The sequence below is a fragment of the Ciceribacter thiooxidans genome (assembly GCF_014126615.1).
Classification (GTDB): domain Bacteria; phylum Pseudomonadota; class Alphaproteobacteria; order Rhizobiales; family Rhizobiaceae; genus Allorhizobium; species Allorhizobium thiooxidans.
On sequence record NZ_CP059897.1, the window covers coordinates 751372 to 772603 of the forward strand.

Here is a 21232-nt window from a genome sequence, read left to right on the forward strand (position 1 = left end):
TTGTATCCCGATGTCTCGGCCGCAGATCGCAATCAGGGCCGCGACCCGTTCAAACGAGTTAGCTGCACAGAACTATTGCCGGTCTATTCGGCAATGGGAAACGCGAAACTCGTTTTGACACGGTCCATCACGACCATCGTCTTGAAGCCTTTAATGTCGGGGTTTTCATAGAAGAACCGACGGGTGAACTGTTCGTAGCCTTCCATGTCCTTGGCGGTGACTACCAAGATAAAATCGGCGTCTCCTGTCACGTAATATCCTATCATAACCTCTCGAGTATTTCGGATAGCGGTTTTGAATCTGTCTACAATGTCCGCACGCTCTCGTTCTAGGGACACGAGAACGATCATTGTAATCTGACGACCGACAGCTTTCGGAGAGACGATCGACGCATCTGCCTCGATCACGCCCTCAGCTCGCAATCGCTTCAAACGCCGCTGACAGGCCGTCGGCGACAGGTTCACTATCCGGGCAAGTTCTTCTGACGTCAGCCGGTTGTTCTTCTGGACGGCTTCAAGCAAGGCGACGTCAGCACGGTCGAGTTCAGTCATAGCGAATTCCTGCGCATCTGCGCCATCCTTTGCAGGAATCCTGCATATTGTAGCGAAATAGCGGTGTCAATTGATCAAGAGGCGGCACTAAAGTTGGCGGACAATAAGCCTGCAAGCGAGGGCAGGAATCTAAATCAGATGCGCATGGCATCACCAAATTGCATAGGAAGGAAAGACCGATGACCATCAATATCAAGGAGATCTGTGAAAAGGATCGCAATACCGTCCTGCATCCCTTTACACAGCTCAAAGATTTCGCGTCTGGCAAGCTCGGGGACCCGACGATCGTGGAGACCGGTAAAGGTATCCGCATCCAAGATGCGTTCGGAAACCACCTAATTGACGGATTTGCCGGCTTATATTGCGTCAATGTAGGTTATGGTCGAACCGAGGTCGCCGAGGCAATCTCTCGGCAGGCTTATCGTCTGGCCTATTATCATTCTTATGCCGCGCACACGACCGATCAGCTGGCGATTCTTTCCGATCGCCTGGTGAAGATGGCGCCGGGCAAGATGAGCAAGGTGTTCTATGGCATGTCCGGCTCGGACGCCAACGAGACCCAGGCCAAACTCGTCTGGTACTACAACAACCTGCGCGGCAAGCCGACGAAGAAGAAGATCATTTCGCGCGAACGCGGCTATCATGGCTGCAGCGTTGTCTCCGGTTCAATGACCGGAATGAGCTTCTATCACGACCACATGGACCTTCCGTTGCCGCACATCGTCCATACTGGTGCGCCGCACCACTACTGGGGTGCTAACGCGAACGAGACTGAGCGGGAATTTGCCGCGCGCCGGGCAGCCGAGCTTGATCAACTTATCGAGGAGCTTGGGCCGGACAACGTCGGAGCATTTATTGCCGAACCTGTGCTTGGTACAGGCGGCATCACGCCGCCACCGGAAGGCTATTGGGAAGCGATCCAGGCGGTGCTAAAAAAGCACGATGTCCTCCTGATCGCTGATGAGGTCATCACCGGCTTCGGTCGAACCGGGTCTATGTTCGGTTCGCAGCACTATGGAATTGAGCCGGATCTGATTACGGTCGCCAAGGGCCTGACTTCTGCTTACTTCCCGCTGTCCGCCTCGATCGTTGGCGAAAAGGTCTATAATGTCCTTGAGGAAGGCGCTGATCGCGTAGGTGCATTTTCCCATGGCTATACGTATTCCGGACATCCAATCGGTGCTGCGGCCGCCAACGCCGTCCTTGATATTGTCGAGAAAGAGGACCTCCCTGGCAACGCCAAGGAAGTTGGGGCGTATTTTCAGAAGCAACTGAAAGAGAAATTCGCCCAGTTGCCAATCGTTGGTGAAGTCCGTGGCGTCGGCCTGATGGGAGCCATCGAGTTCGTAGGCGACCGCGAGGGTAAGAAGCGCTTCGATCCGGCACTTAAGGTTGGAGCTCGGATTTCGAAAGCGGCTCGTGACCGCGGGCTTATCGCTCGCGCGATGCCACACGGTGACATCCTAGGCTTTGCCCCTCCGCTCGTTACAACAAAGGACGAGGTTGACGAGATTGTCGCAATTGCCGAGAGCGCCGTCAAATCGGTGATGGATGAGCTCATCGTAGCCGGCCAAAAGATCTAGGTGTGCAGCGGTCGCCCCGATGCGGCCGCTCAACACTTGTTGTGACGCTGGACGACGATCAGCGCTCACGAACGGGCCTGGCTCAGGGGCTCGGCCGTTCGTCATTCCGAGCAAAATGTTCGCAAGCGCGGCCTCTGACGTGAGGGGCAGCGCCTAATAGTGCACGTGCTCTCGCGTTTGCATCAAAATCGGAAAGGGAAGCCCCTAATGAATGCCGCCAAGCTACATGTGGCAAATGGTACAAGCACAATTCCCGTGTTCTGCCCATACGACGGATCGTTGATTGCATCGGTTGACGAAACGGATGCCAGCAGGATCGACGATCTTCTTGCGTGTGCCCACCGCGGTGCGAAGCGTTCGCGCAACCTCTCAAGGCATGAACGATCGGACATCCTCGAGAAGACAGCACGGATTATAGAAAGCGAGCGTGAGACTTTCGCCAAAACCATTGTGGTTGAGGCAGGAAAAACGATCGTTCAAGCACGGAAAGAAGTTCTTCGCTGCATCAATACGCTGAAGCTATCCGCGGAGGAAGCAAAGCGAAATGCCGGTGAGATTGTGCCATTCGACTCCTATGCCGGGTCAGAACAGCGCCAAGGATGGTTCACGCGAGAACCGCTGGGCATCATCGCAGCTATCACCCCGTATAACGACCCCCTGAATTTGGTCGCTCATAAGCTCGGCCCGGCGATAGCGGGTGGCAATTCGATACTGCTGAAGCCGTCCGAGCTGACGCCATTATCCGCTATCAAGCTCGAAGAAGCGCTGCTGGAAGCTGGTCTCCCCGATGAAGTCATTACAATAGCAATTGGAGGCGTTGGACTGGCGAAGGCCATAGTATCTGCGCGGGATGTCAGAATGGTATCGTTTACCGGCGGCTTTGCCACGGGCGAGGCTATTTGCCGTACGGCAGGGCTAAAGAAAATGGCGATGGAGCTCGGCGGGAATGCACCGGTTATCGTGATGAGCGACTGCGACTTTGACAAGGCAGTGGAAGGATGCGTCTCTGGCGCGTTTTGGGCCGCCGGTCAAAACTGCATCGGTGCGCAACGTATCCTCGTCCAAGCCGATCTCTATGACCGTTTTCGGGGCGCATTTGTTGCGTCGACAGAGAAACTGAGGACAGGCGATCCTTTCAACGAGGAGACGGACGTCGGGCCGATGATCTCGAAGCAAGCGGCAGAACGTACCGAAATTGCGGTTACAGAAGCGATTGCGGGAGGAGCTGAATTGCTATGTGGGCACTACCGGGAAGGCTCGCTCTACTCCCCTACCGTTCTTGACGGCACGCCCCGGTCCTGCAGCCTCTGGTCTGAGGAAGTCTTTGCTCCCGTGGTAATGCTTGCGCCGTTCGCCACACTGGATGAAGCGATCAGTGAGGCAAATAACCCGGAATACAGCTTGCACGCTGGAATCTTCACCAACAACTTGGCGGTCGCCCTGGAAGCTGCCAACCGGATCGATGCAGGAGGCGTTATGATCAACGATTCCTCGGACTACCGCTTCGATGCAATGCCGTTCGGAGGATTTAAGTACGGCAGCATGGGCAGGGAAGGGGTGCGTTTTGCTTATGAGGAAATGACTCAGCCTAAAGTGGTTTGTATCAACCGGGCGTGAAATCTTGCCAACGCTGCGCTGGCAGACGTTCGCTGCGCCGTGTTTCCAGTCTTTCGACGGACTCAAACGCGCAGGAAGCCAATTCCAATTTACGATGCCCGGATAGGCCTGCGCACCGGCAATCGCAGATATCGTCACGCTCTATTTCAGGTGCGACGCCGACCTCCGGAAACCCTAGTGAATACACGGATTCAAACCGATCGCCTCGGTGATAGCAGCCTCCCAGCCACCTCTCCTCGGCGTGTAGACCGTACGAGCGATAGAGAATTTTGCTGTTTCTGGGATCGGTAATCTCTCCCGCCACTAAGGGCTTCAAAAGTAGAATTTTGATGGCGTCCGTCATGTTGGCGTAATTTCGAGTGTGGGACCGGGCCGTCATGATCAGACGGCATTCGGTGTGATCTGAAGGGCTTTTCCTCCTCGATAGGCGGCGGGCTGCCGGTTGCTCTGCCTTCAGTCGGATAGCCCGAACTTCAGTCCCAACGACAAGGCATTCGCCAAGCTGAAAGTAAACTTGCGCACCAAAGTCGATCGATCGGTTGAGGCGCTAAGGAATACGGTAGACCACGTCGTCACTATGTTCGAGCCACAGGGGGTGAGCAAAATATTGCAGGTTTTGCACCTTTGACCCCGAGTAGGTCTTACGTGCTCGATCCCTGACCTGGTATGGGGATGGTGGCAACTCGGCAGTTGAGCAGTTGATTCCCGATGAAGTCAAATAGGTTTTTCCAGAGTGAGGTACGAGCACTGCCTCAATCGCGATAAAGCGCAGCAAACCTGCACACTCTTCATTAATATGTATCAAGTCGTGCATCTCGGATGGTGCTATTTCTAACAAGATGACATTCTTCCGATACAATAGCATTTACCGATGACAATCTCGATCGTGCGATCAAACCAGGGAGGTTACCATCATGCTCTACAGTGAGAAATTCTTCGTGAGTGCTGCGGTAACGGCATCGTTGTTGCTGGGCTCCGTTTCTGCTGCTGCGGCGTTCACAGCTTGTGAAGTGACTGATACCGGCGGAATTGATGACAACAGTTTCAACCAGACCGCATGGAAAGGCGTCCTGGACGCAAAGGAGAAGCTTGGCGTCGAAGCCAGATACCTGGAATCGCAGGCCGAAACCGACTACGAAGCCAATATCAATTCCCTGCTTGGCGGGCAGTGCGATGTCATCATCACGGTTGGCTTCCTGCTTGGTGATGCAACCAAGAAGGCCGCGGAGGCCAATCCGGATCAGAAGTTTTCCATCGTCGATTTTTCCTATGATCCGCCACTTAACAATGTGGTGGGCCAGGTCTACTCCACCGACGAAGCGGCGTTTCTCGCCGGCTACCTTGCCGCTGGCGTTTCGAAGTCCGGCACGATCGGCGTCTTCGGAGGCATCAACATTCCGCCGGTGACGATCTTCATGGACGGGTTCTACCGTGGAGCGAATTACTACAACAAGCAGAAGGGAACGAAGGTTGCCGTTCTCGGCTGGAACCCCGAGACGCGTGAAGGTCTGTTCACGAACAATTTCGATTCGCTCGATGACGGACGCGCCTTCGCTCAGAACCTCTACGATGAAGGCGCAGACATCGTGCTGCCGGTCGCAGGTCCCGTGGGCCTTGGTTCAGCGGCGCTCGCCGATGAGCTCGGGACAGACAAGCTGAAGATCATCGGTGTCGACGCGGACCTCTATCTGACCGACCCGCAAAAGAAGCACGTCTACCTCACGTCGATCACCAAGCGCATGGATTCGACCGTTTACGCGGTCATCGAAGCGGCAATGAAGGGCACCTACAAGGGCGGCGTTCTCGTCGGCTCGCTTGAAAACGACGGGGTCGGGCTTGCCCCGTTCCATGACATGGAAGGCGAAGTTTCGGACGAAATGAAACAAGAGCTCGCCGACATTCGCAAGGCGATCATCGACGGGACAATCAAGGTCAATGAATAATCCGGCTCGCACCTTACCCGCCGCCTTCACAGGCGGCGGGCACGGTCTCTTGCGTCGGCCTTGGGAGAGCGGCAGTGGATATCGAACTAAAGGGGATCACCAAACGCTTCGGTCCGGTAATTGCCAATTCGAATGTGAATCTGACGATCCGCGCGGGAGAGGTCCTTGGGCTCCTCGGCGAAAACGGCGCCGGCAAATCGACGTTGATGAATATCTTGAGCGGGCTCTATGCCGCCGACGAGGGCCAGATCCTGCTCGATGGCAAACCGGCTGTTTTCCGCGGTCCCGGGGACGCGATCGCGGCCGGGATCGGAATGGTGCATCAGCACTTCATGCTGGTTCCTGTATTTACCGTCGCGGAAAACGTCATTCTGGGTGTCGAACCGACCGGCAAGTTCGATTGGCTCGATCTGGCAGCCGCCCGCGACCAGGTCAACGAGATCAATAGAAAATTTGGTCTCGAGGTTGATCTTGGCACCCGCGTCGAAGACCTTCCGGTCGGACTTCAGCAGCGTGTCGAGATCATCAAGGTCTTGTTCCGCTCGGCCGATGTCCTCATTCTGGACGAGCCGACAGCAGTTCTGACCCCGCAAGAGGTTACCGAGTTCTTCGAAATCGTCAGGTCATTGCGCGACGCCGGCAAGGCCCTCGTTTTCATCACGCACAAACTGAACGAAATTCTTGAAATCGCCGACAGTATCAGCGTGTTGCGAGATGGCCAGATCGTCGGCGAGGGCGACCCAAAGACGCTGACGGAGGCGCAGCTTGCGGAAATGATGGTCGGCAGGCCGGTCGTCTTTGATGTCGAGAAGGCACCCTATGCGCCGGGCCGCACCCTTCTTGATGTCAGCGAACTGACAGTACTGAGCGAGGACGACAAGATCGCTGTCGATCGCGTCAGTTTTCACGTCAAAAGTGGTGAGGTCGTTGGGATCGCCGGCGTCCAGGGCAATGGCCAGTCGGCGCTGATCGAGGCGGTGACCGGTCTCCATCATGCCGCCGCCGGCAAGATACTGTTCCTCGACAAGGATATTACGCGTGCGTCGGTTCGCGAACGTCACCGTATGGGTATGGCGCACATTCCGGAGGACCGGCAACGAAGCGGAATGATCACGAATTTTACCGTTGCCGAGAACATGGTGCTCAACACCTATTACGACGAACGTTATGCATCCGGCCCGAGTATCCGCTGGCCTGACGTGTTCAAGAGCGCAGCGAAGTACGCTGCCGATTTCGACGTGCGCACGCCTTCGGTTTTCACCAGGGCAGGCAGCCTGTCGGGCGGCAACCAGCAGAAGCTCATCGTGGCGCGCGAACTGGAACGGGAGACGTGTCTCGTCGTCGCCGCGCAGCCGACACGCGGCCTCGATGTGGGTTCCGTCGAATACATCCATAGCCGTCTGATGCATGCCCGCGACACAGGCGACGGTGTATTGATCGTCTCCTCGGAACTGGATGAGATCCTTTCCCTGTCTGATCGGATCCTTGTGATGTTCAAGGGTCGCTTTGTCGCCGAATTCGATGCGACCAAAGGTCCTGTCGACAAGAACGCCGTCGGGCTCGCCATGGCAGGAGCACAGGCATGACCGTTCAAACCGCCAGTGAGACGCTATCTGAAAAACTCCTGCAGCGAGCAGCACCCAGTCGTGCCGAATACGAGGACCTCGTGGTCGTGCCGGTCTTCGCGTTCATCGTCGCGTTAATCATCGGGGCCCTGGTCATGCTGGCAACCGCGGTCGATCCGGTGACCATCGGCCGCTCCTACATTGCTCTGTGGGAGGGCTCGGTCGGTTCGCTCAATGCGGTTTCAGAGACGTTGACGGCAGCTGCGCCACTGATCCTGGCCGGCCTCGGCCTTGCGCTTGGTTTTCGGGCCGGCCTCTTCAATATCGGAGCCGAGGGACAGATCATCGTCGGCGGGCTCGTCGCGGCAATCGTGGGCTTCAGTTTCGAAGGTTTGCCATGGATCGTGCATTTGCCACTGACACTTCTGGCTGGAGCCTTTGCCGGTGCCGCCTATGCTTCGATTGCGGGATGGTTGCGGGCCGCCACAGGCGCGCACGAAGTGATCTCAACAATCATGTTGAACCTGATTTCGTACCGCCTGCTTGACTACATGCTACGACTATCCTGGGTTCAAAAGGCCGAACGTGCTGATCCGATTTCCAAATCTGTCTTGGAAAGCGCGCAACTTCCACGGTTGTTCGCATGGATTGATGCGAACCTCCGCGTCCATGCCGGCCTCTTCCTCGTGGTCGCGGCAGTCATCCTGATCTATTGGCTGCTGTTTCGGACAAAACTGGGATTCGAGTTCCGCGCGAGCGGCGAGAATGCCGACGCGGCACGTTACGCCGGCATCCGCGCACCGCTCATCATCGTCACCGCGATGGGGTCGGCCGGCGCACTTGCGGGGCTCGCCGGCGCGAACCAGGTGCTGGGCGTTCTCGGCCGCGCGACACCGGGCTTTTCCGCCGGTATCGGTTTCGATGCGATTTCGGTTGCTCTGCTCGGTCGCTCCCATCCGATCGGTGTCCTGTTCGCCGGGCTGCTCTTTGGTGCGTTGAAGGCTGGAGGGCGCCAAATGCAGGTCGATGCCGGCGTCAGCATCGATCTGATCGGCATAATTCAGGCCTTGATCATCGTCTTCATAGCGGCACCCCTCCTGGTGCGTGCGATCTTCCCCTGGGGATTTCGAAAACCCATGACGGATGAGAAGGACAGCGCGTCATGACCATAGCATCGCCGCATTCAACGTCATCCGCACGCGACATCGACATGCGCAAGAACCGTCAGGCATGCATATCGGGAGCCGCGCTCATCGCGCTCGCTATTCTGGTGACAATCGTCTTCAGCTTAGGAACGACGGGCAACGCGGTCTTTCGGCTGTCGCGTCCCACCGATACCTGGGCTCTTCCGGATCTCGTGGTCGCCGTTGCCCCTTTCAACTACCTGATGGCCGCGGTTCTGGCCTTCCTTGGCGTGCGCCAGTTCCTCCGTGGCGGGGCGAGGTGGACAGCGCTCTCCATCGGATTCGGACTAGTTCTTGCTGTCTTCGCCTTTCTGGTATGGGCGACTGCGGGCAAATCCTTTTCACTCACCGGAATGCTGCAGGCCACAATGGTGAGGGCCGTCCCTATCGCACTCGGAGGATTGGCTGGCGTGCTGTCCGAGCGCGTTGCTGTGGTCAACATCGCCATTGAGGGAATGTTGCTCGCCGGTGCATTCACGGCGGCGCTGACCGGATCCTTGATAGGCGGGGTCGGTGGATTGATGTCGGCCGTCATTGTCGGCGGTCTCTTCGGGTTTATCCTGGCTGCTCTTGTTGTCACCTATCGCATGGATCAGATTATTGCCGGCGTCGTGATAAATCTGTTTGTGCTGGGGCTGACATCCTATGTCAGCAGCCAGGTTTTTCAGGAATACCGCTTCTTGAACGACGCCCCGGTGTTCCGCGCGGTCAAGATCCCCCTTTTCGGCGACATACCCGTGATCGGCCCCATGCTCTTTCAGCAGAATGTGTTCGTCTACGGCGCCTTGGTTATGGTTGCCCTTGCTACCTATTATCTCTTCTACACCCGACACGGCTTGCGGGCTCGTGCGGTGGGCGAGCATCCGCGCGCGGCCGATACGCTTGGGATCAATGTCTATCGAACGCGCTATGTGAACGTCATCCTCGCCGGCATGGTCGCGGGCTTTGGTGGCGCATGGTTCACCCTCGGTACCGTTGGGCGCTTCGATGAAAACATGACCGGCGGGCGTGGTTTCATCGGCCTGGCCGCAATGATTTTCGGACGTTGGCATCCCGTTGGCGCGTTGATGGCCGCATTGATATTCGGATTTGCGGATTCATTGCAACAAAAGCTCGCCTTGCTGCAAACCCCGATCCCATCGGAATTTCTTGCCATGGCGCCCTATATCGCGACGATCATTGTCGTCGCGGGACTGATCGGTCGTGCAAGGCCTCCCGCTGCGGATGGTAAACCCTACATCAAGGAATAGCCCGGGAGCCGGCTGGCCTATCCGGCGACTGTGTCCATAAAAATATGAATCAGATTTGCTGGAAACGTGCGTCTCTTTTCCCGCCGACAGGGAGCCTGACAGCGTAGCGCCGATCAAGAATGAGAACGCTTGTTCCGCTTTTCAGCTGATTTCAAGATTGCCTCCGACCTTGGAGAAGATCTGGTCCGACAGAGCGGTGATGAGCGCCTGGTCGGCTCCGTTGCGCGGAACCAGGACGAATTCCACGTCCTCGAGCTGCGGCAGAATGTCTTGGGGGACTTCTTTCAGTCCGGCGGGCGCCATGCTGCGAGGCTGCACCAGGACGCCCATGCCCGCGCGCGCTGCAGCCGTCAGTCCGCTGAGGCTGCCGCATGTGCATACGATGCGCCAGGAAATCCGGCCCGCATCCAGCGCTTCGAGAGCAAGCTTGCGGGTAATGCTTGGTGGCGGGAACGCGATCAATGGCCAAGGAGCCGACTGAGCCGCCAGCTGCAGCGGGTCGCGTGCCAGCCAGACCAGCGGCTCGCGATAGACGAGACGACCGCGCTGGTCGCCAAGGCGTCGCTTGGCGAAGACAAGGTCGATTTCTCCTAGATCCTGCATTTCGTACAACGCACCGCTCAATGCGACGGTCAATTGCAGATCCACGGAGGGATACGCACGGATGAAATCTTCAAGGACCGCTGTCAGGCGGCTGGTTGCGAAGTCTTCGGAGACGCCAAATCGCAACTGGCCGCGCAGCTTGTTTGCCGCAAATAGGTCGATGACCTGAGCGTCGATCGCCAGCATTGCGCGGGCGTGGCTCGCTAGGACTTCGCCGTCGGGTGTCAAGCCGACGCGATGGGTGTCGCGAAAGATGAGACGGCGATCAAGGGCGGCTTCCAGCTTCTGGATATGCTGGCTGACCGTTGACTGCCCAAGCCGGAGATATTCCGCGGCGCGGGTGAAACTGCCTGTCTGCTGAATCGCGAGGAAACTACGCAACTGGACGAGATCGAGCATCTTATATCCCATTTCGTGATGGGTGTTATTTCTTGCATCTTGTATCACAATAATGGAATGAGCGAGACGACGTCCACCGGAATGAGAAGATGCGCCGTTTCCTCCCTGATACCTTCACAATGCTGCTCTTGGCGTCAGTGCTCCTGGCCTCTGTCCTGCCGGTCACCGGCGAGGCGCAGGTGTGGATGGCGCTTGCGACGAAGCTCGCCATCGCTCTGCTGTTCTTTCTGCACGGCGCGCGCCTCTCGCGCGACGTGGTGATCGCCGGCCTGCTGCACTGGAGGCTGCACAGTGTGATCCTGTTTGTAACCTTCGCCATCTTTCCACTTCTCGGGCTCGCCGCCGGTCTCATGCTGCCGTCATCGCTTCCCGCGGCGCTCTATACCGGACTCCTGTTTCTCTGCGTCTTGCCTTCGACAGTACAGTCCTCGATCGCATTTACGTCGATGGCCGCTGGCAACGTGCCGGCCGCCATTTGCGCTGCGTCCGCCTCGAATATCCTTGGCATGTTCCTGACGCCGCTTCTCGTCGGCTTGCTGCTTTCGGCGTCAGGCGGCGGTGGATTTTCGATGACGGCGCTCGAGCAGATCCTGCTGCAGTTGCTGGCGCCCTTCATTCTTGGGCAGATCCTCCAACCGTGGATCGGCGACTGGATCCGCGCCCGCAAGAAGCTGCTGGCGCCGGTTGATCGAGGCTCGATCCTGATGGTGGTCTATCTCGCCTTCAGCTCCGCTGTCGTCGAGGGCCTGTGGCGGACGCTTTCGTTTCAAGATCTCGGCATTGTCGCTATTGTCGACGTCGTCCTCCTCGCAACGGTGCTTGCCGTCACCATGTTCGGCAGCCGTTTCCTCGGGTTTTCCAGAGAGGACGAAATCACCATCACCTTCTGCGGCTCGAAAAAGAGTCTTGCCAGTGGCGTTCCGATGGCCGGCGCGATCTTCGCTGGCCAGAGCGTCGGCGCCATCGTCCTGCCCCTTATGTTGTTCCACCAGATCCAGTTGATGGTGTGTGCACTGATTGCCCAACGCTACGCGCGAAGTGCCTGACGGCGAACCGACGTGGCGGTTGCTCGTCCCCACGCCGCTTTTAGCTGTGAGACGCCTCTGGTGGAATTCCATCCTTTCTATCCAGGAAGCCATTGTGTTCGCCTTCAACGAGGTTGCCAAACTCGCCAGTGCACGACAGGCCGTGATATGGCCACTTGAGCGGGACTTGGACCTTACCTCCAGATATATCAATGGCGACGTCGTCTGGCGCAGACCGACTTGTGCAACCATACTCCAGATGATCGCGAACCCGATCTACGGCGGAGCGTACGTTTGCGGTAAGAGTGGCTCAGTGCCCCGATACGATGGCGATCTGGAATTCGACTCAAGACGCGTTATGAACGGTTGGCCTTATTCCGGATGCACATGGAGGTTACCTCAGTTCGAATGGGCAGAGGAGATCGGCGATGTGTTCAGCGACAACACGCCGGCCAGCCTCCATTAAAATATGTGAGGGGTCCATCTGCATGGTGGTGAGAGGCCCCTCGATGGGAGGCCTCTCAGTTCTATGCTGAATGTCTGTCGGCGACTTAATCGACTTTGGGCACAAAGCTATAGGTACCGTCAGTCCCCTTTTCCCATTCATACATAATGTAGCCTGGGACCTTGAGATCGCCCTTTTGGTCGAAGGACAAGCTGCCAAGCACGGTCGGGAACGGCCCCTTTGCCTTCATTGCTTCCGCAACTTCCTCAGGATTGCTGCTACCTGCTGCCTCAGCGGCGCCCGCTATGACCTGCAGAGCAGCGTACGAATAGAGGGTATAGGCTTCAGGGTTGAAGCCGTTCGCTTTGAACCTCGCAACAAGGTCCTTGTTGGCCGCATCCAGTGTCGGATCCGGCCCGAAGGTATTCAAAGTTCCCGCGACCGCATCACCCGCTATCGAAGCCAGTTCGTTCGATACGAGACCGTCACCCGCGACAAGCGTTGCCTTCAGTCCCTGATCCTTCGCCTGCCGGATGATGAGTCCAGCTTCCGTATGTAGACCACCCCAGAAGATGATCGAAACGCCGCCCTGCTTCATTTTCGCGATAAGTGCGGAAAAATCCTTATCACCGACGTTGATGCCTTCGTACATCACTTCGATGAGGCCCGCGTCATTCATGACCTTCTTGGTTTGGTCAGCGAGACCTTGCCCATAAGGGGTCTTATCATGGACGATGGCGACGTGAGCATCCTTGAAGTGACTGGCAATATACTCGCCAGCGACTGCGCCCTGTTGATCGTCACGACCGCAAACACGAAATGTGTTCCACAAGCCCCGCTCCGTATAAACGGGATTTGAGGCAGCCGGAGTGACTTCGAGGATCCCATTTTCCGCGTAGACTTCGGAAGCTGGGATCGACACACCGGAATTCAAATGTCCGATTACAAATTTGACCCCATCGGCGACGAATTTGTTGGCAACTGAGATGCCCTGTTTGGGATCGGCGACGTCATCCCCGAGCACGATCTTGATCTGCTCGCCATTGATGCCGCCGTTCGCGTTGATGTCCGCGGCGGCCTGTTCAGCTCCCCTTTGCATCTGGGCGCCGAAAGCAGCATTCGCACCTGTTATTGGAGCTCCGATGCCCACGAGAATTTCGGCTCGTGCTCCTCCGGCGATCATTATCATCGCCATCAATGACGCTGTCGAAAATAGTCCTCTTTTCATTTCTTCCTCCCATGAAGTGGACGTAAGTCAAAAAAGCGGCGCGCCCACTGTGCCGCCGTATTGGGTTGAGCAATCGTTGGCGCAACCAAGCAACTAGCGGGTATTCCCCATGTGAACGGTCGAGTTTGCTGGTGTCGTCAGTAGTAGTTATTGTCCATTTGGCTGGTGCCGCATTAGCGAAGGACAATTATCGAATCCACGATAGTTCGTGCTGCCCGCCTTCGGCGGTGGCCTTACCTCTCCGCCTCCCGGCCCAGCGATCACACGTCAGGCCACCAAGCACTCGTGATCGTGTGTCTATGTAGGCCGGCATCACGCCACATGGCTCCGCACCGATGCTCGGTCCACCTTTCCGTTGTTGAGACGCGGCAGCATCGGGACGATGTCGAATGATTTCGGGATCTTGTAGTTGGCGAGCGCCGCCGCGCAATGCTGCCTGAGGACCTCAGCCGTGACCATGGCACCCGGCTTGCACTCGATCGCGCAGCGTACCGCCTCCCCATAGACATCGTCAGGCGCGCCATAGACGACGACCTCGGCGACTGATTCATGCGTCTCGATTACTGCCTCGACTTCGCGCGGGTAGACGTTGTAGCCACCAGATTTGATCATTTCACGCAAGCGACCCTTGAGCGAGATATTGCCGTCGGGCCGTCGGGCCGCAAGATCACCCGTCTTCAGCCAGCCGTCGGCCGTGAAGGCCTCGCGGGTTGCTTTCTCATCCCCCCAGTAGGATCGTAGCACGCAGGTGCCGCGTGCCTGGATTTCGCCGGTCTCGCCTATCGTGCAGATCCCGCCGCTTTCGTCGGCGATTCGCGTCTCAAACCGCGGATCGAACTTGCCGATCGTGTTGAGAAGGACTTCATCCGGGTCGGCGTCATCCGAATAGGCAACTGAGCTCATCACCTCAGTCTGCCCATATTCGACGAATACTTTAGCGCCTATCGACCGCAGTGCGGCAAGCGTCGGAGCAGATACCGCGCCCCCGCCGATACAGATCGAGCGCAAGGAGGAAAGGTCGCGGTTGGCGAAATCCGGATGGTTCACTGCCAGCGTGAACATTGCGGGCACCTGCAACCATGTCTGAGCTCGCTCACGCTCGATCAACGCGAGAACGCCTGCGGGATCGAATTTCGCCTGAAATATCAGCGTGCCTCCGCCCACCAGGCATCCCATCGTCGTGTTCATGATGGCACCAACGTGATTGATCGGCAGGTTCGAAATGTATCGTCGCGGTTCGCCGTCGAGGTGGTCGTATTGACCAATTGCCGCCCCAATCAGCCCGTCATGATGGAGGGCAGCCCCTTTTGGCTTCCCCGTAGATCCGGATGTAAAGACGATGACGGCGACGTCCATGCGACCGGCAGGACTCTTTCGCGCAGCTGCCGACGCCGGCATGGCGGCGACATCGGGCGCGGAAAGGACCGCTACGCATCCTGCGGCGGCATGCGCGCGGCCGGCCAGATCGTGTTCGTTGGGTGCCTCGGCGTGAAGCAGGACCTTTGGCTCGGTTACCTTGAGAACGTGAGATATCTCATCCGAAGAATAGCGTGGATTGACACCAACGTAAATTGCGCCGAGACGCGAAGCCGCCATCAGCAGCAGGAGATAGTCGATCCCCGGGGCGGCGAGAAGGGCGACGCGGTCGCCTTGTTGAACTCCCTTGTCTTCAAGCCAGTCGCAATATCTATCAACAAGCTGATTTATCTCGATATATGTCACTCTTCTGTCGCCCTCGACGGCGACTTCGGCCCCGGAATTGGAGGTGGCATAATGATCAAGAACAGCATCAAGTGTACCGAAGCCGGGAAGAGAAGAGGGCATTGATGATCAACCTTATTGACTACGCTCGATTGGAGTTTCCGATTGACGGCTCTCAATAATTAACATAGTTGTAAAAATCATACAAGCCGTATTGTCTCGCTGACTGAGGAGGTGGCGATGTCTCTGATGCATATCAATGGCGCGGATCTGTTCGTTGAAGAATTCGGGACCGGCGACCCGGTCATCTTTACACACGCCTTGTTTTTCAATGGCCGTATGTACGAACGTCAGATCGAACGTATTGCGGCGCGCTACCGGTGCATAACGGTCGACTGGCGCGGCATGGGCCGTAGTGGCAAGCCGCTCGGCGGCTATGACGTCGACAACCTCTGTCACGACGTGATCGGCGTCGCCGACAGGCTGGGCCTCGATCGCTTCCACTGGGTCGGCATGTCGGTTGGCGGCGTGACGGGCATCAGGATCGCCGCCCAGATGCCGCAGCGGATCAGATCGCTGGCGATCGGCGGTGCGTCCGCCGAGGCCGAACCGATCGAGAAGGTCGTGAAATACGAAAAGCTGCTCCTCGACGGCTTTGCTCAAGACCCGGCGAGCGTCGTCGATGGGCTTCTCCCCATTCTCTACGGCGAGCCCTTCCGCACGGATCCGGCGCGCGCCGACGTGCTGGCCCGCGAGCGCCAGCTGATTCTGTCGAATGACGGCCCGGCCGTTGCCCGCGCATCCGCGCCGATCCTGCGCCGGGTCGATATCCGCCACATGCTGCCGCATGTGGGCAGTCCGACCTACGTCTTCTGTGGCGCGCTCGACGGGGCGAATCCCCCGGAGAAGTCGAGGACAATCGCCGCTGGGATTTCCGGAAGCCTTTTTGAAGTATTCGATGGCGTCGGTCACCAGCCCAATGTTGAAGCCCCGGAGCTTCTCGCCGATCGCCTGCTTGCGCATCTCGACCGGGTTTCAGGAGGAGCGCCCTAGGCTGCGCGCGTCGCACCGAGGATTATCCACCGCTTCGCGACGGGCACGACACAATCGCGCGTCGTCGAGATCGACCTCGAGGCGGAACCCCGGGCCTGTCGGACATGCCGAAGCGCAGGCGGCCAGCGCAGATTGTCAGGCTCGACGCGTTTCTGGGCCGCTTCTTTGACCGGAGAAGTCGATGCATTTAACGAACCAGGATCTGATCGAACTCGTGGAGTGGCGACGGAAATTGCATATGACGCCGGAAATATCCGGCGAGGAAACCGAGACCGCACGGGAGGTCGAAATCGCCCTCGCGGCGACCAGTCCGGATCGCATTGTCACCGATCTGGGCGGGCATGGCGTCGCTGCCATCTATGGTGGTTTCGAACCGGGACCGTCGGTGATGTTCCGGGCCGAACTCGATGGCCTGGCGATCGAGGACATGTCGGATGTCGCTTACCGGTCGCGCATTCCGGGGCGGGGACACCAATGCGGCCATGATGGCCACATGGCGACGCTGATGGCGCTGGCGCGCGGCCTCTCTCGCAAACGCCCGAAGCGAGGCCGCGTAATTCTCATGTTCCAGCCGGCGGAGGAGAACGGCGCCGGCGCCGCTGCCGTCGTCGCGGACCAGCGCTACGCCACGATCAAGCCGGATTTTGCCTTCGCCTATCACAACATGCCGGGAATGGCGCTGGGGCGGGTAGCCTTGGTTGATGGTCCCATTACATGCGCCTCGCGGGGGATGCGTATTGCCTTTACCGGGCGGACCGCGCATGCATCCATGCCGGAAACAGGTCTTTCGCCAGTGCCGTCCTTGCTGCGGTTGTTGCCGGCGCTCGAGGGCCTGTCGTCCGGCGAGCCTCACTCCCCCGATTTCGCCATGACGACGGTCACCCACATCGAGGCGGGCGAACGCGTGTTCGGCATAGCGCCCGGTTGTGGCGAAATCTGGCTGACGCTTCGCACGCTCGCAGACGCCCGCATGGAGAAACTTCGGCTGGACGCCGAAAGGATTGCGCATGAGGCGGCAGCCGCCGGTCTTGCTGTGGAGATCAACTACGACAACATCTTCGCCGATTGCGTCAACGATCCGGAAGCCGTCCACTATCTCGGGCGCGCACTGGACGATGAACACATCGCTTACGATTCGGGTGACCTTCCGCTAAGGGGCTCCGAAGACTTCGGCGGTTTCGGAAAAGACGGAACGAAGATCGCGATGTTTCTTCTCGGCGCCGGCGAGAACCGCCCCCACCTTCACAATCCAGATTACGACGTCCCCGATGAACTGATTGGCATCGGTGCACGCATCTTCGATCGGGTCGTGCGCGGCATGCTTGGCTGACGAATCTCCCGCCATCCGGCTCGCCGCTGAACGACCGACACGCGAAAAGAGCAGTCTGTCATCCTAAATCGTCCATCGAGGACGGGATTTCCTGCTGGACCAGGCCCTTCGGCCCCGATGCTGTGGTCTACGCTCCTCAGGGTTTTGAGGATGTGAAATCGGACGTGGCAACCATCGTTCTCGATAGAGGCGGTACGGCATGCGCAGAGGCGGTTGCCCCGCTGGACGAACTGCGCAACAGCACCGCCGTGGGCGCACACGGCAGCAACGGCGCCGCATTGGTGTGTAGGTTCAAAACGACACGCGTTTTGACTTGCGACTTCGGAAAGCGCAGGCGAACCGGCAGGGTTCATGATGAAGCGTGGTCCCCGAGGTCTCGCCCGGGGACGAACAAGTTGCCCGCACCGTCAGATTACGGCAGCACAGCCGTCGCGGCGCGATTCCGTTCCCGCCTCATAACCGTCGTCACGTCGCACGATGGCCTGCGCGGCTCCGAACTGATAGTCCCAACGTGGTTGCCGGACGACCTGGTGTCCGCGCCGACAGAGATCCGAGACCAGTGCCTCCGGCAGATCTTCCTCGACCATGAGCGTTCCATCGTCTGCGATGCGCCAGCGCGGCGCGTCGATCGCCGCCTGCACGTTCTCGCCGCGTGCGAGGAGGCGGGCGGCGATCTGGACATGGCCTTGCGGCTGCATTCCGCCCCCCATGACGCCGAAGGCCGCCAGCGGACGACCGTTGCGCGTCATGAACCCCGGAATGATGGTGTTGAACGGTCGCTTGCATGGCCTCGCCTCATTCGGATGGCCCTTTTCGAAAACAAAGCAGGAGCCCCGATTGTGCAGCGAGATGCCCGTGCCGGGCACGACAAGGCCAGACCCGAAGCCGCGGTAGTTCGACTGGATCAGTGAAACCATCATGCCCTCGTGATCGGCGGCGCAAAGGTAGACAGTACCCCATCCTTCGTTCGCGATGGGATCGGCCGGCCGTGCCCGCTCCGGATCGATGCCGCTGGCAAGCCTATCGAGGACCGCGCCGTCGAGAAGTGCTGCAGGTTCCATCCGCATCGATTGTGGGTCGCCCACCGTTCGGGCGACGACCTCGCGCGCACGCCGTGTCGCTTCTATCTCGACATGGAGGTCGGTTGCAGCGTCGCGGCCAAAGCCGATGCGCTCGATCAAGGCGAGCGCGATGAGGGCCGTCAGCCCCTGTCCGTTGGGCGGAAGCTCGTGGATCGTGGCGCCCGCGAAATCGACCGACATCGGTTCGACCCACTCGGCAGCGTGGTCCTCCAAGTCGCCCTTGCGCATCGACCCTCCGGTTTCTTCGGCAAACGCCACGATCTGACTTGCAAGACGTCCGCGATAGAACGAGTCCGCTCCTTCCTGTGCGAGGCACCGAAGCGAAGAGGCGAGGTACGGATTGCGGAAACACGCGCCAGGCTCTGGCGCGCGGCCATTGGGGAGGAACATCTCCGCAAAGCCCGGTACGTCACGGAACCAGTTGGCCTGCATGGCCCAGTGTAGGGCAACAACGTGCGGGACGAGGAAGCCGTCCGTTGCGTAACGGATCGCGGTTTCGAACAGATCTGCCCAAGCCAGACGACCGAAACGCGAATGCAAAGCCTCCCATCCGCGTACCTGGCCGGGCACGGTGACCGTGTCCCAGCCCGTCATTGGCATCGTGCCTGCCCCGGCGAGACGCTCGGGCTGCCAGGCCCGCGCCGACCGTCCGGAACTGTTGAGGCCGTGGAGATTTGCTCCGTCATGGACGAGGGCGAACAAGTCGCCGCCGAGTCCGTTCATTGTCGGCTCGACCACCGTCAGGGTTATCGCGGTGGCAAGAGCGGCGTCGACGGCGTTGCCGCCGGCGGCAAGAGCGGCTATGCCGGCCTGTGCAGCCAGCGGCTGGCTGGTGGCAACGGAGGCGGTGCCGAACTGCGCGACCCGTCGGGAAGCATAGGGGAAACACGTGTCGAGGCTCATCGCCAGGCTCCTTCCTCGGCGTCGTAGGCGCCTCTGCGCAAGTCACCGACGCCGGTGATCAGTGTCTTCTTCTCGATCTTGTTGGATGCGGTGCGCGGGAAGCTGTCGACATAGCTGACATATCGCGGAACCTTGAATTTCGCCAGGTAGTTGCGTGCGTGCTCGAGGATCCTCTCCACCGGCAGCGTGTCGCGACAGACACCGCTCTTGAGCTGGACATAAATCTTCACTTCCTCGCCGCGCACGGGATCCGGAACCGGGACTGCGGCGGCGTCTTCGACCTCCGGCAGCATGCAGATTGCGGCCTCGACTTCGCGCGCAGCAATATTTTCCTGCGAGCGGCGGATCATGTCTTTCAGGCGCCCGACGACATAGAGAAATCCCTCTTCGTCCTCGCGAAACAGATCGCCGGTGCGAAACCAGCCGCCGCTACGGAAGACCTCGTCATTTGCGTCCGGCCTGTTCCAATATCCCCTGAAGATCGAGCGCCCTCTGACCCAGAGTTCGCCGATCTCCCCGCGCGCGACAGGTTGGCCTTGGGAATCGCGGATCGATGTTTCACGACACGGCGCCGCAATGCCGACGCTTCCTGAATCATACATCTCGTCAAGCTCCGGCGGCATCCAGGTTCCGAGTCCGATTTCGGTCATTCCAAACCCTTCGCGCGCCATGACTCCGAAGCGATTGTGGAACTCGCGGCAGGTTTCCGGCGGCCAGCCGAAGGTTGCGACCTGTTTCAACTTCGTTTGCGAATCCCTCGGCGACGGCTCCTGCCGCGTCATCAGTAGCGGAAACATGCACCATTCGATTGAATGATCGTGGATCCAGCCCAGGAAGCGCGAGGAGGAAAGACCTGGCGCGATAACCAGCGTCGCGCCCGTAATCAACGCCTTCAGTGTGATCCATTGCGGATCCATGTAGAAGTAGGGCTGGGCGGATAGGATGCGGCGGGCAGGTTCCAAATCCCATGCGATGGCTGCATTGGCGAGAACCAGCCAATAGTCATGCGTCAACATGCAACCCTTCGGGAAGCCGGTCGTCCCCGACGTATACTGGATGTTCACGAGACTGTCGGGAACCACGTCATCACTCGTGACGGGCTCCGACGAGCAGAGTGCAACGACACGCTCGAATTCGCCTTCCCCGGTTCCGAGATCGACGATCCTTGTCGGCCCTTCCAGTTCGACTGACAAACCGTCGATTGTCCTGCTGAAAGTGGTGTCGTGAAGAAGGATGCGTGCGCCGGCATCATTGACGACATAGGCGATCTCGTGGGGAGTGTAGCGCGTGTTGACGGGCACATGGACCGCGCCGATGCGGGCAATGGCGACAAAGAGCGCTGGATAGGCAAGCCGATTGGGGAGCATGACCGCCACGCGATCACCTGGGCTTATGTCCATCTTAAGAAGAGCTCGGGCATATTGGTGGGTCAGCACCTCAAACTGTGCGAAGGTTATTCGTTCTTGTCGGTCGAAAACCTCAATCGCCACCCGGTCGGCAAAGCGAGTGCATGCATTCCTTACCGCGCATCCGATAGTCGTGCGCGGAATGGCTTCTCCGATTTCATGCGTTCGACTTATCGCCGCGGCGATTCGGGTTTTCGGAACTGAGCTGCTGTGGGTCATTGGGTCGCCTGTTATCTGTTCGCACAACGCGCCGCGCAGTATCGATCAAAATTGACATATTTGTCAAATATATGGGATTACCTTATCGCTAAAGGTACACGTATTGCGTTTTACGGTATGTGCCGTGATAAGCAGACCATGGAAG

The 21232-nt window shown here is 58.7% G+C and carries 15 protein-coding genes; 9 read left to right on the plus strand and 6 right to left on the minus strand.

The window, feature by feature from the left end:
• Positions 1–83: 83 nt before the first annotated feature.
• On the minus strand, positions 84–551 hold the full coding sequence (locus H4I97_RS21465; RefSeq protein ID WP_182307760.1) for an Lrp/AsnC family transcriptional regulator: 468 nt from the start codon (positions 549–551) through the stop codon (positions 84–86).
• Between the two features lie 179 nt (positions 552–730).
• Here H4I97_RS21465 and H4I97_RS21470 point away from each other — a divergent pair, with 179 nt between their 5' ends.
• From H4I97_RS21470 to H4I97_RS21495, 6 genes are all read left to right on the plus strand, one after another.
• Positions 731–2134 (plus strand): aspartate aminotransferase family protein, encoded by a 1404-nt coding sequence (locus tag H4I97_RS21470; protein ID WP_182307761.1) that lies wholly within the window; start codon positions 731–733, stop codon positions 2132–2134.
• A gap of 207 nt (positions 2135–2341) precedes the next feature.
• Complete coding sequence (locus H4I97_RS21475) at positions 2342–3751, plus strand: aldehyde dehydrogenase family protein (protein WP_182307762.1); 1410 nt, start codon at positions 2342–2344, stop codon at positions 3749–3751.
• Positions 3752–4665: 914 nt separating this feature from the next.
• On the plus strand, positions 4666–5694 hold the full coding sequence (locus H4I97_RS21480; RefSeq protein WP_182307763.1) for a BMP family lipoprotein: 1029 nt from the start codon (positions 4666–4668) through the stop codon (positions 5692–5694).
• Positions 5695–5768: 74 nt separating this feature from the next.
• On the plus strand, positions 5769–7280 hold the full coding sequence (locus H4I97_RS21485; protein WP_182307764.1) for an ABC transporter ATP-binding protein: 1512 nt from the start codon (positions 5769–5771) through the stop codon (positions 7278–7280).
• Positions 7277–8425, plus strand: a complete 1149-nt coding sequence (locus tag H4I97_RS21490) for an ABC transporter permease (RefSeq protein ID WP_182307765.1) — start codon at positions 7277–7279, stop codon at positions 8423–8425. Before H4I97_RS21485 ends, H4I97_RS21490 begins: the two co-directional genes overlap by 4 nt.
• A complete protein-coding gene (locus H4I97_RS21495; protein WP_182307766.1) occupies positions 8422–9693 on the plus strand; it encodes an ABC transporter permease in 1272 nt (423 codons plus the stop codon). The genes H4I97_RS21490 and H4I97_RS21495 overlap by 4 nt, the downstream gene beginning before the upstream one ends.
• 141 nt (positions 9694–9834) lie before the next feature.
• Here the strand turns inward: H4I97_RS21495 and H4I97_RS21500 are convergent, their stop codons facing one another.
• On the minus strand, positions 9835–10695 hold the full coding sequence (locus tag H4I97_RS21500; protein ID WP_182307767.1) for a LysR family transcriptional regulator: 861 nt from the start codon (positions 10693–10695) through the stop codon (positions 9835–9837).
• A gap of 89 nt (positions 10696–10784) precedes the next feature.
• Between H4I97_RS21500 and H4I97_RS21505 the strand changes: the two genes are divergently transcribed.
• Positions 10785–11741: a bile acid:sodium symporter family protein gene (locus tag H4I97_RS21505; RefSeq protein WP_182307768.1), complete on the plus strand. Its 957-nt coding sequence runs from the start codon at positions 10785–10787 to the stop codon at positions 11739–11741.
• 530 nt (positions 11742–12271) lie between these two features.
• On the opposite strand, the gene H4I97_RS21510 is transcribed toward H4I97_RS21505, so the two are convergent.
• Positions 12272–13393 (minus strand): branched-chain amino acid ABC transporter substrate-binding protein, encoded by a 1122-nt coding sequence (locus H4I97_RS21510; RefSeq protein WP_182307769.1) that lies wholly within the window; start codon positions 13391–13393, stop codon positions 12272–12274.
• A 312-nt stretch (positions 13394–13705) separates the two neighbouring features.
• Positions 13706–15217, minus strand: a complete 1512-nt coding sequence (locus tag H4I97_RS21515; protein WP_182307770.1) for a class I adenylate-forming enzyme family protein — start codon at positions 15215–15217, stop codon at positions 13706–13708.
• Positions 15218–15334: 117 nt separating this feature from the next.
• Between H4I97_RS21515 and H4I97_RS21520 the strand changes: the two genes are divergently transcribed.
• Together H4I97_RS21520 and H4I97_RS21525 are read left to right on the plus strand one after the other, a co-directional pair.
• Positions 15335–16147, plus strand: coding sequence for an alpha/beta fold hydrolase (locus H4I97_RS21520; protein ID WP_182307771.1), 813 nt, complete (start codon positions 15335–15337; stop codon positions 16145–16147).
• A gap of 181 nt (positions 16148–16328) precedes the next feature.
• Positions 16329–17477 carry an amidohydrolase gene (locus tag H4I97_RS21525; protein ID WP_182307772.1) on the plus strand — a complete coding sequence of 383 codons (1149 nt, stop codon included), beginning with the start codon at positions 16329–16331 and terminating at the stop codon, positions 17475–17477.
• Positions 17478–17884: 407 nt separating this feature from the next.
• Here H4I97_RS21525 and H4I97_RS21530 read toward each other — a convergent pair whose 3' ends face one another.
• Both H4I97_RS21530 and H4I97_RS21535 read right to left on the minus strand, forming a co-directional pair.
• Entirely contained in the window at positions 17885–19462 is a 1578-nt protein-coding gene (locus tag H4I97_RS21530; RefSeq protein ID WP_182307773.1) for a gamma-glutamyltransferase family protein, read from the minus strand.
• A complete protein-coding gene (locus H4I97_RS21535) occupies positions 19459–21087 on the minus strand; it encodes a class I adenylate-forming enzyme family protein (RefSeq protein ID WP_244658820.1) in 1629 nt (542 codons plus the stop codon). The genes H4I97_RS21530 and H4I97_RS21535 overlap by 4 nt, the downstream gene beginning before the upstream one ends.
• Positions 21088–21232 lie beyond the last annotated feature (145 nt).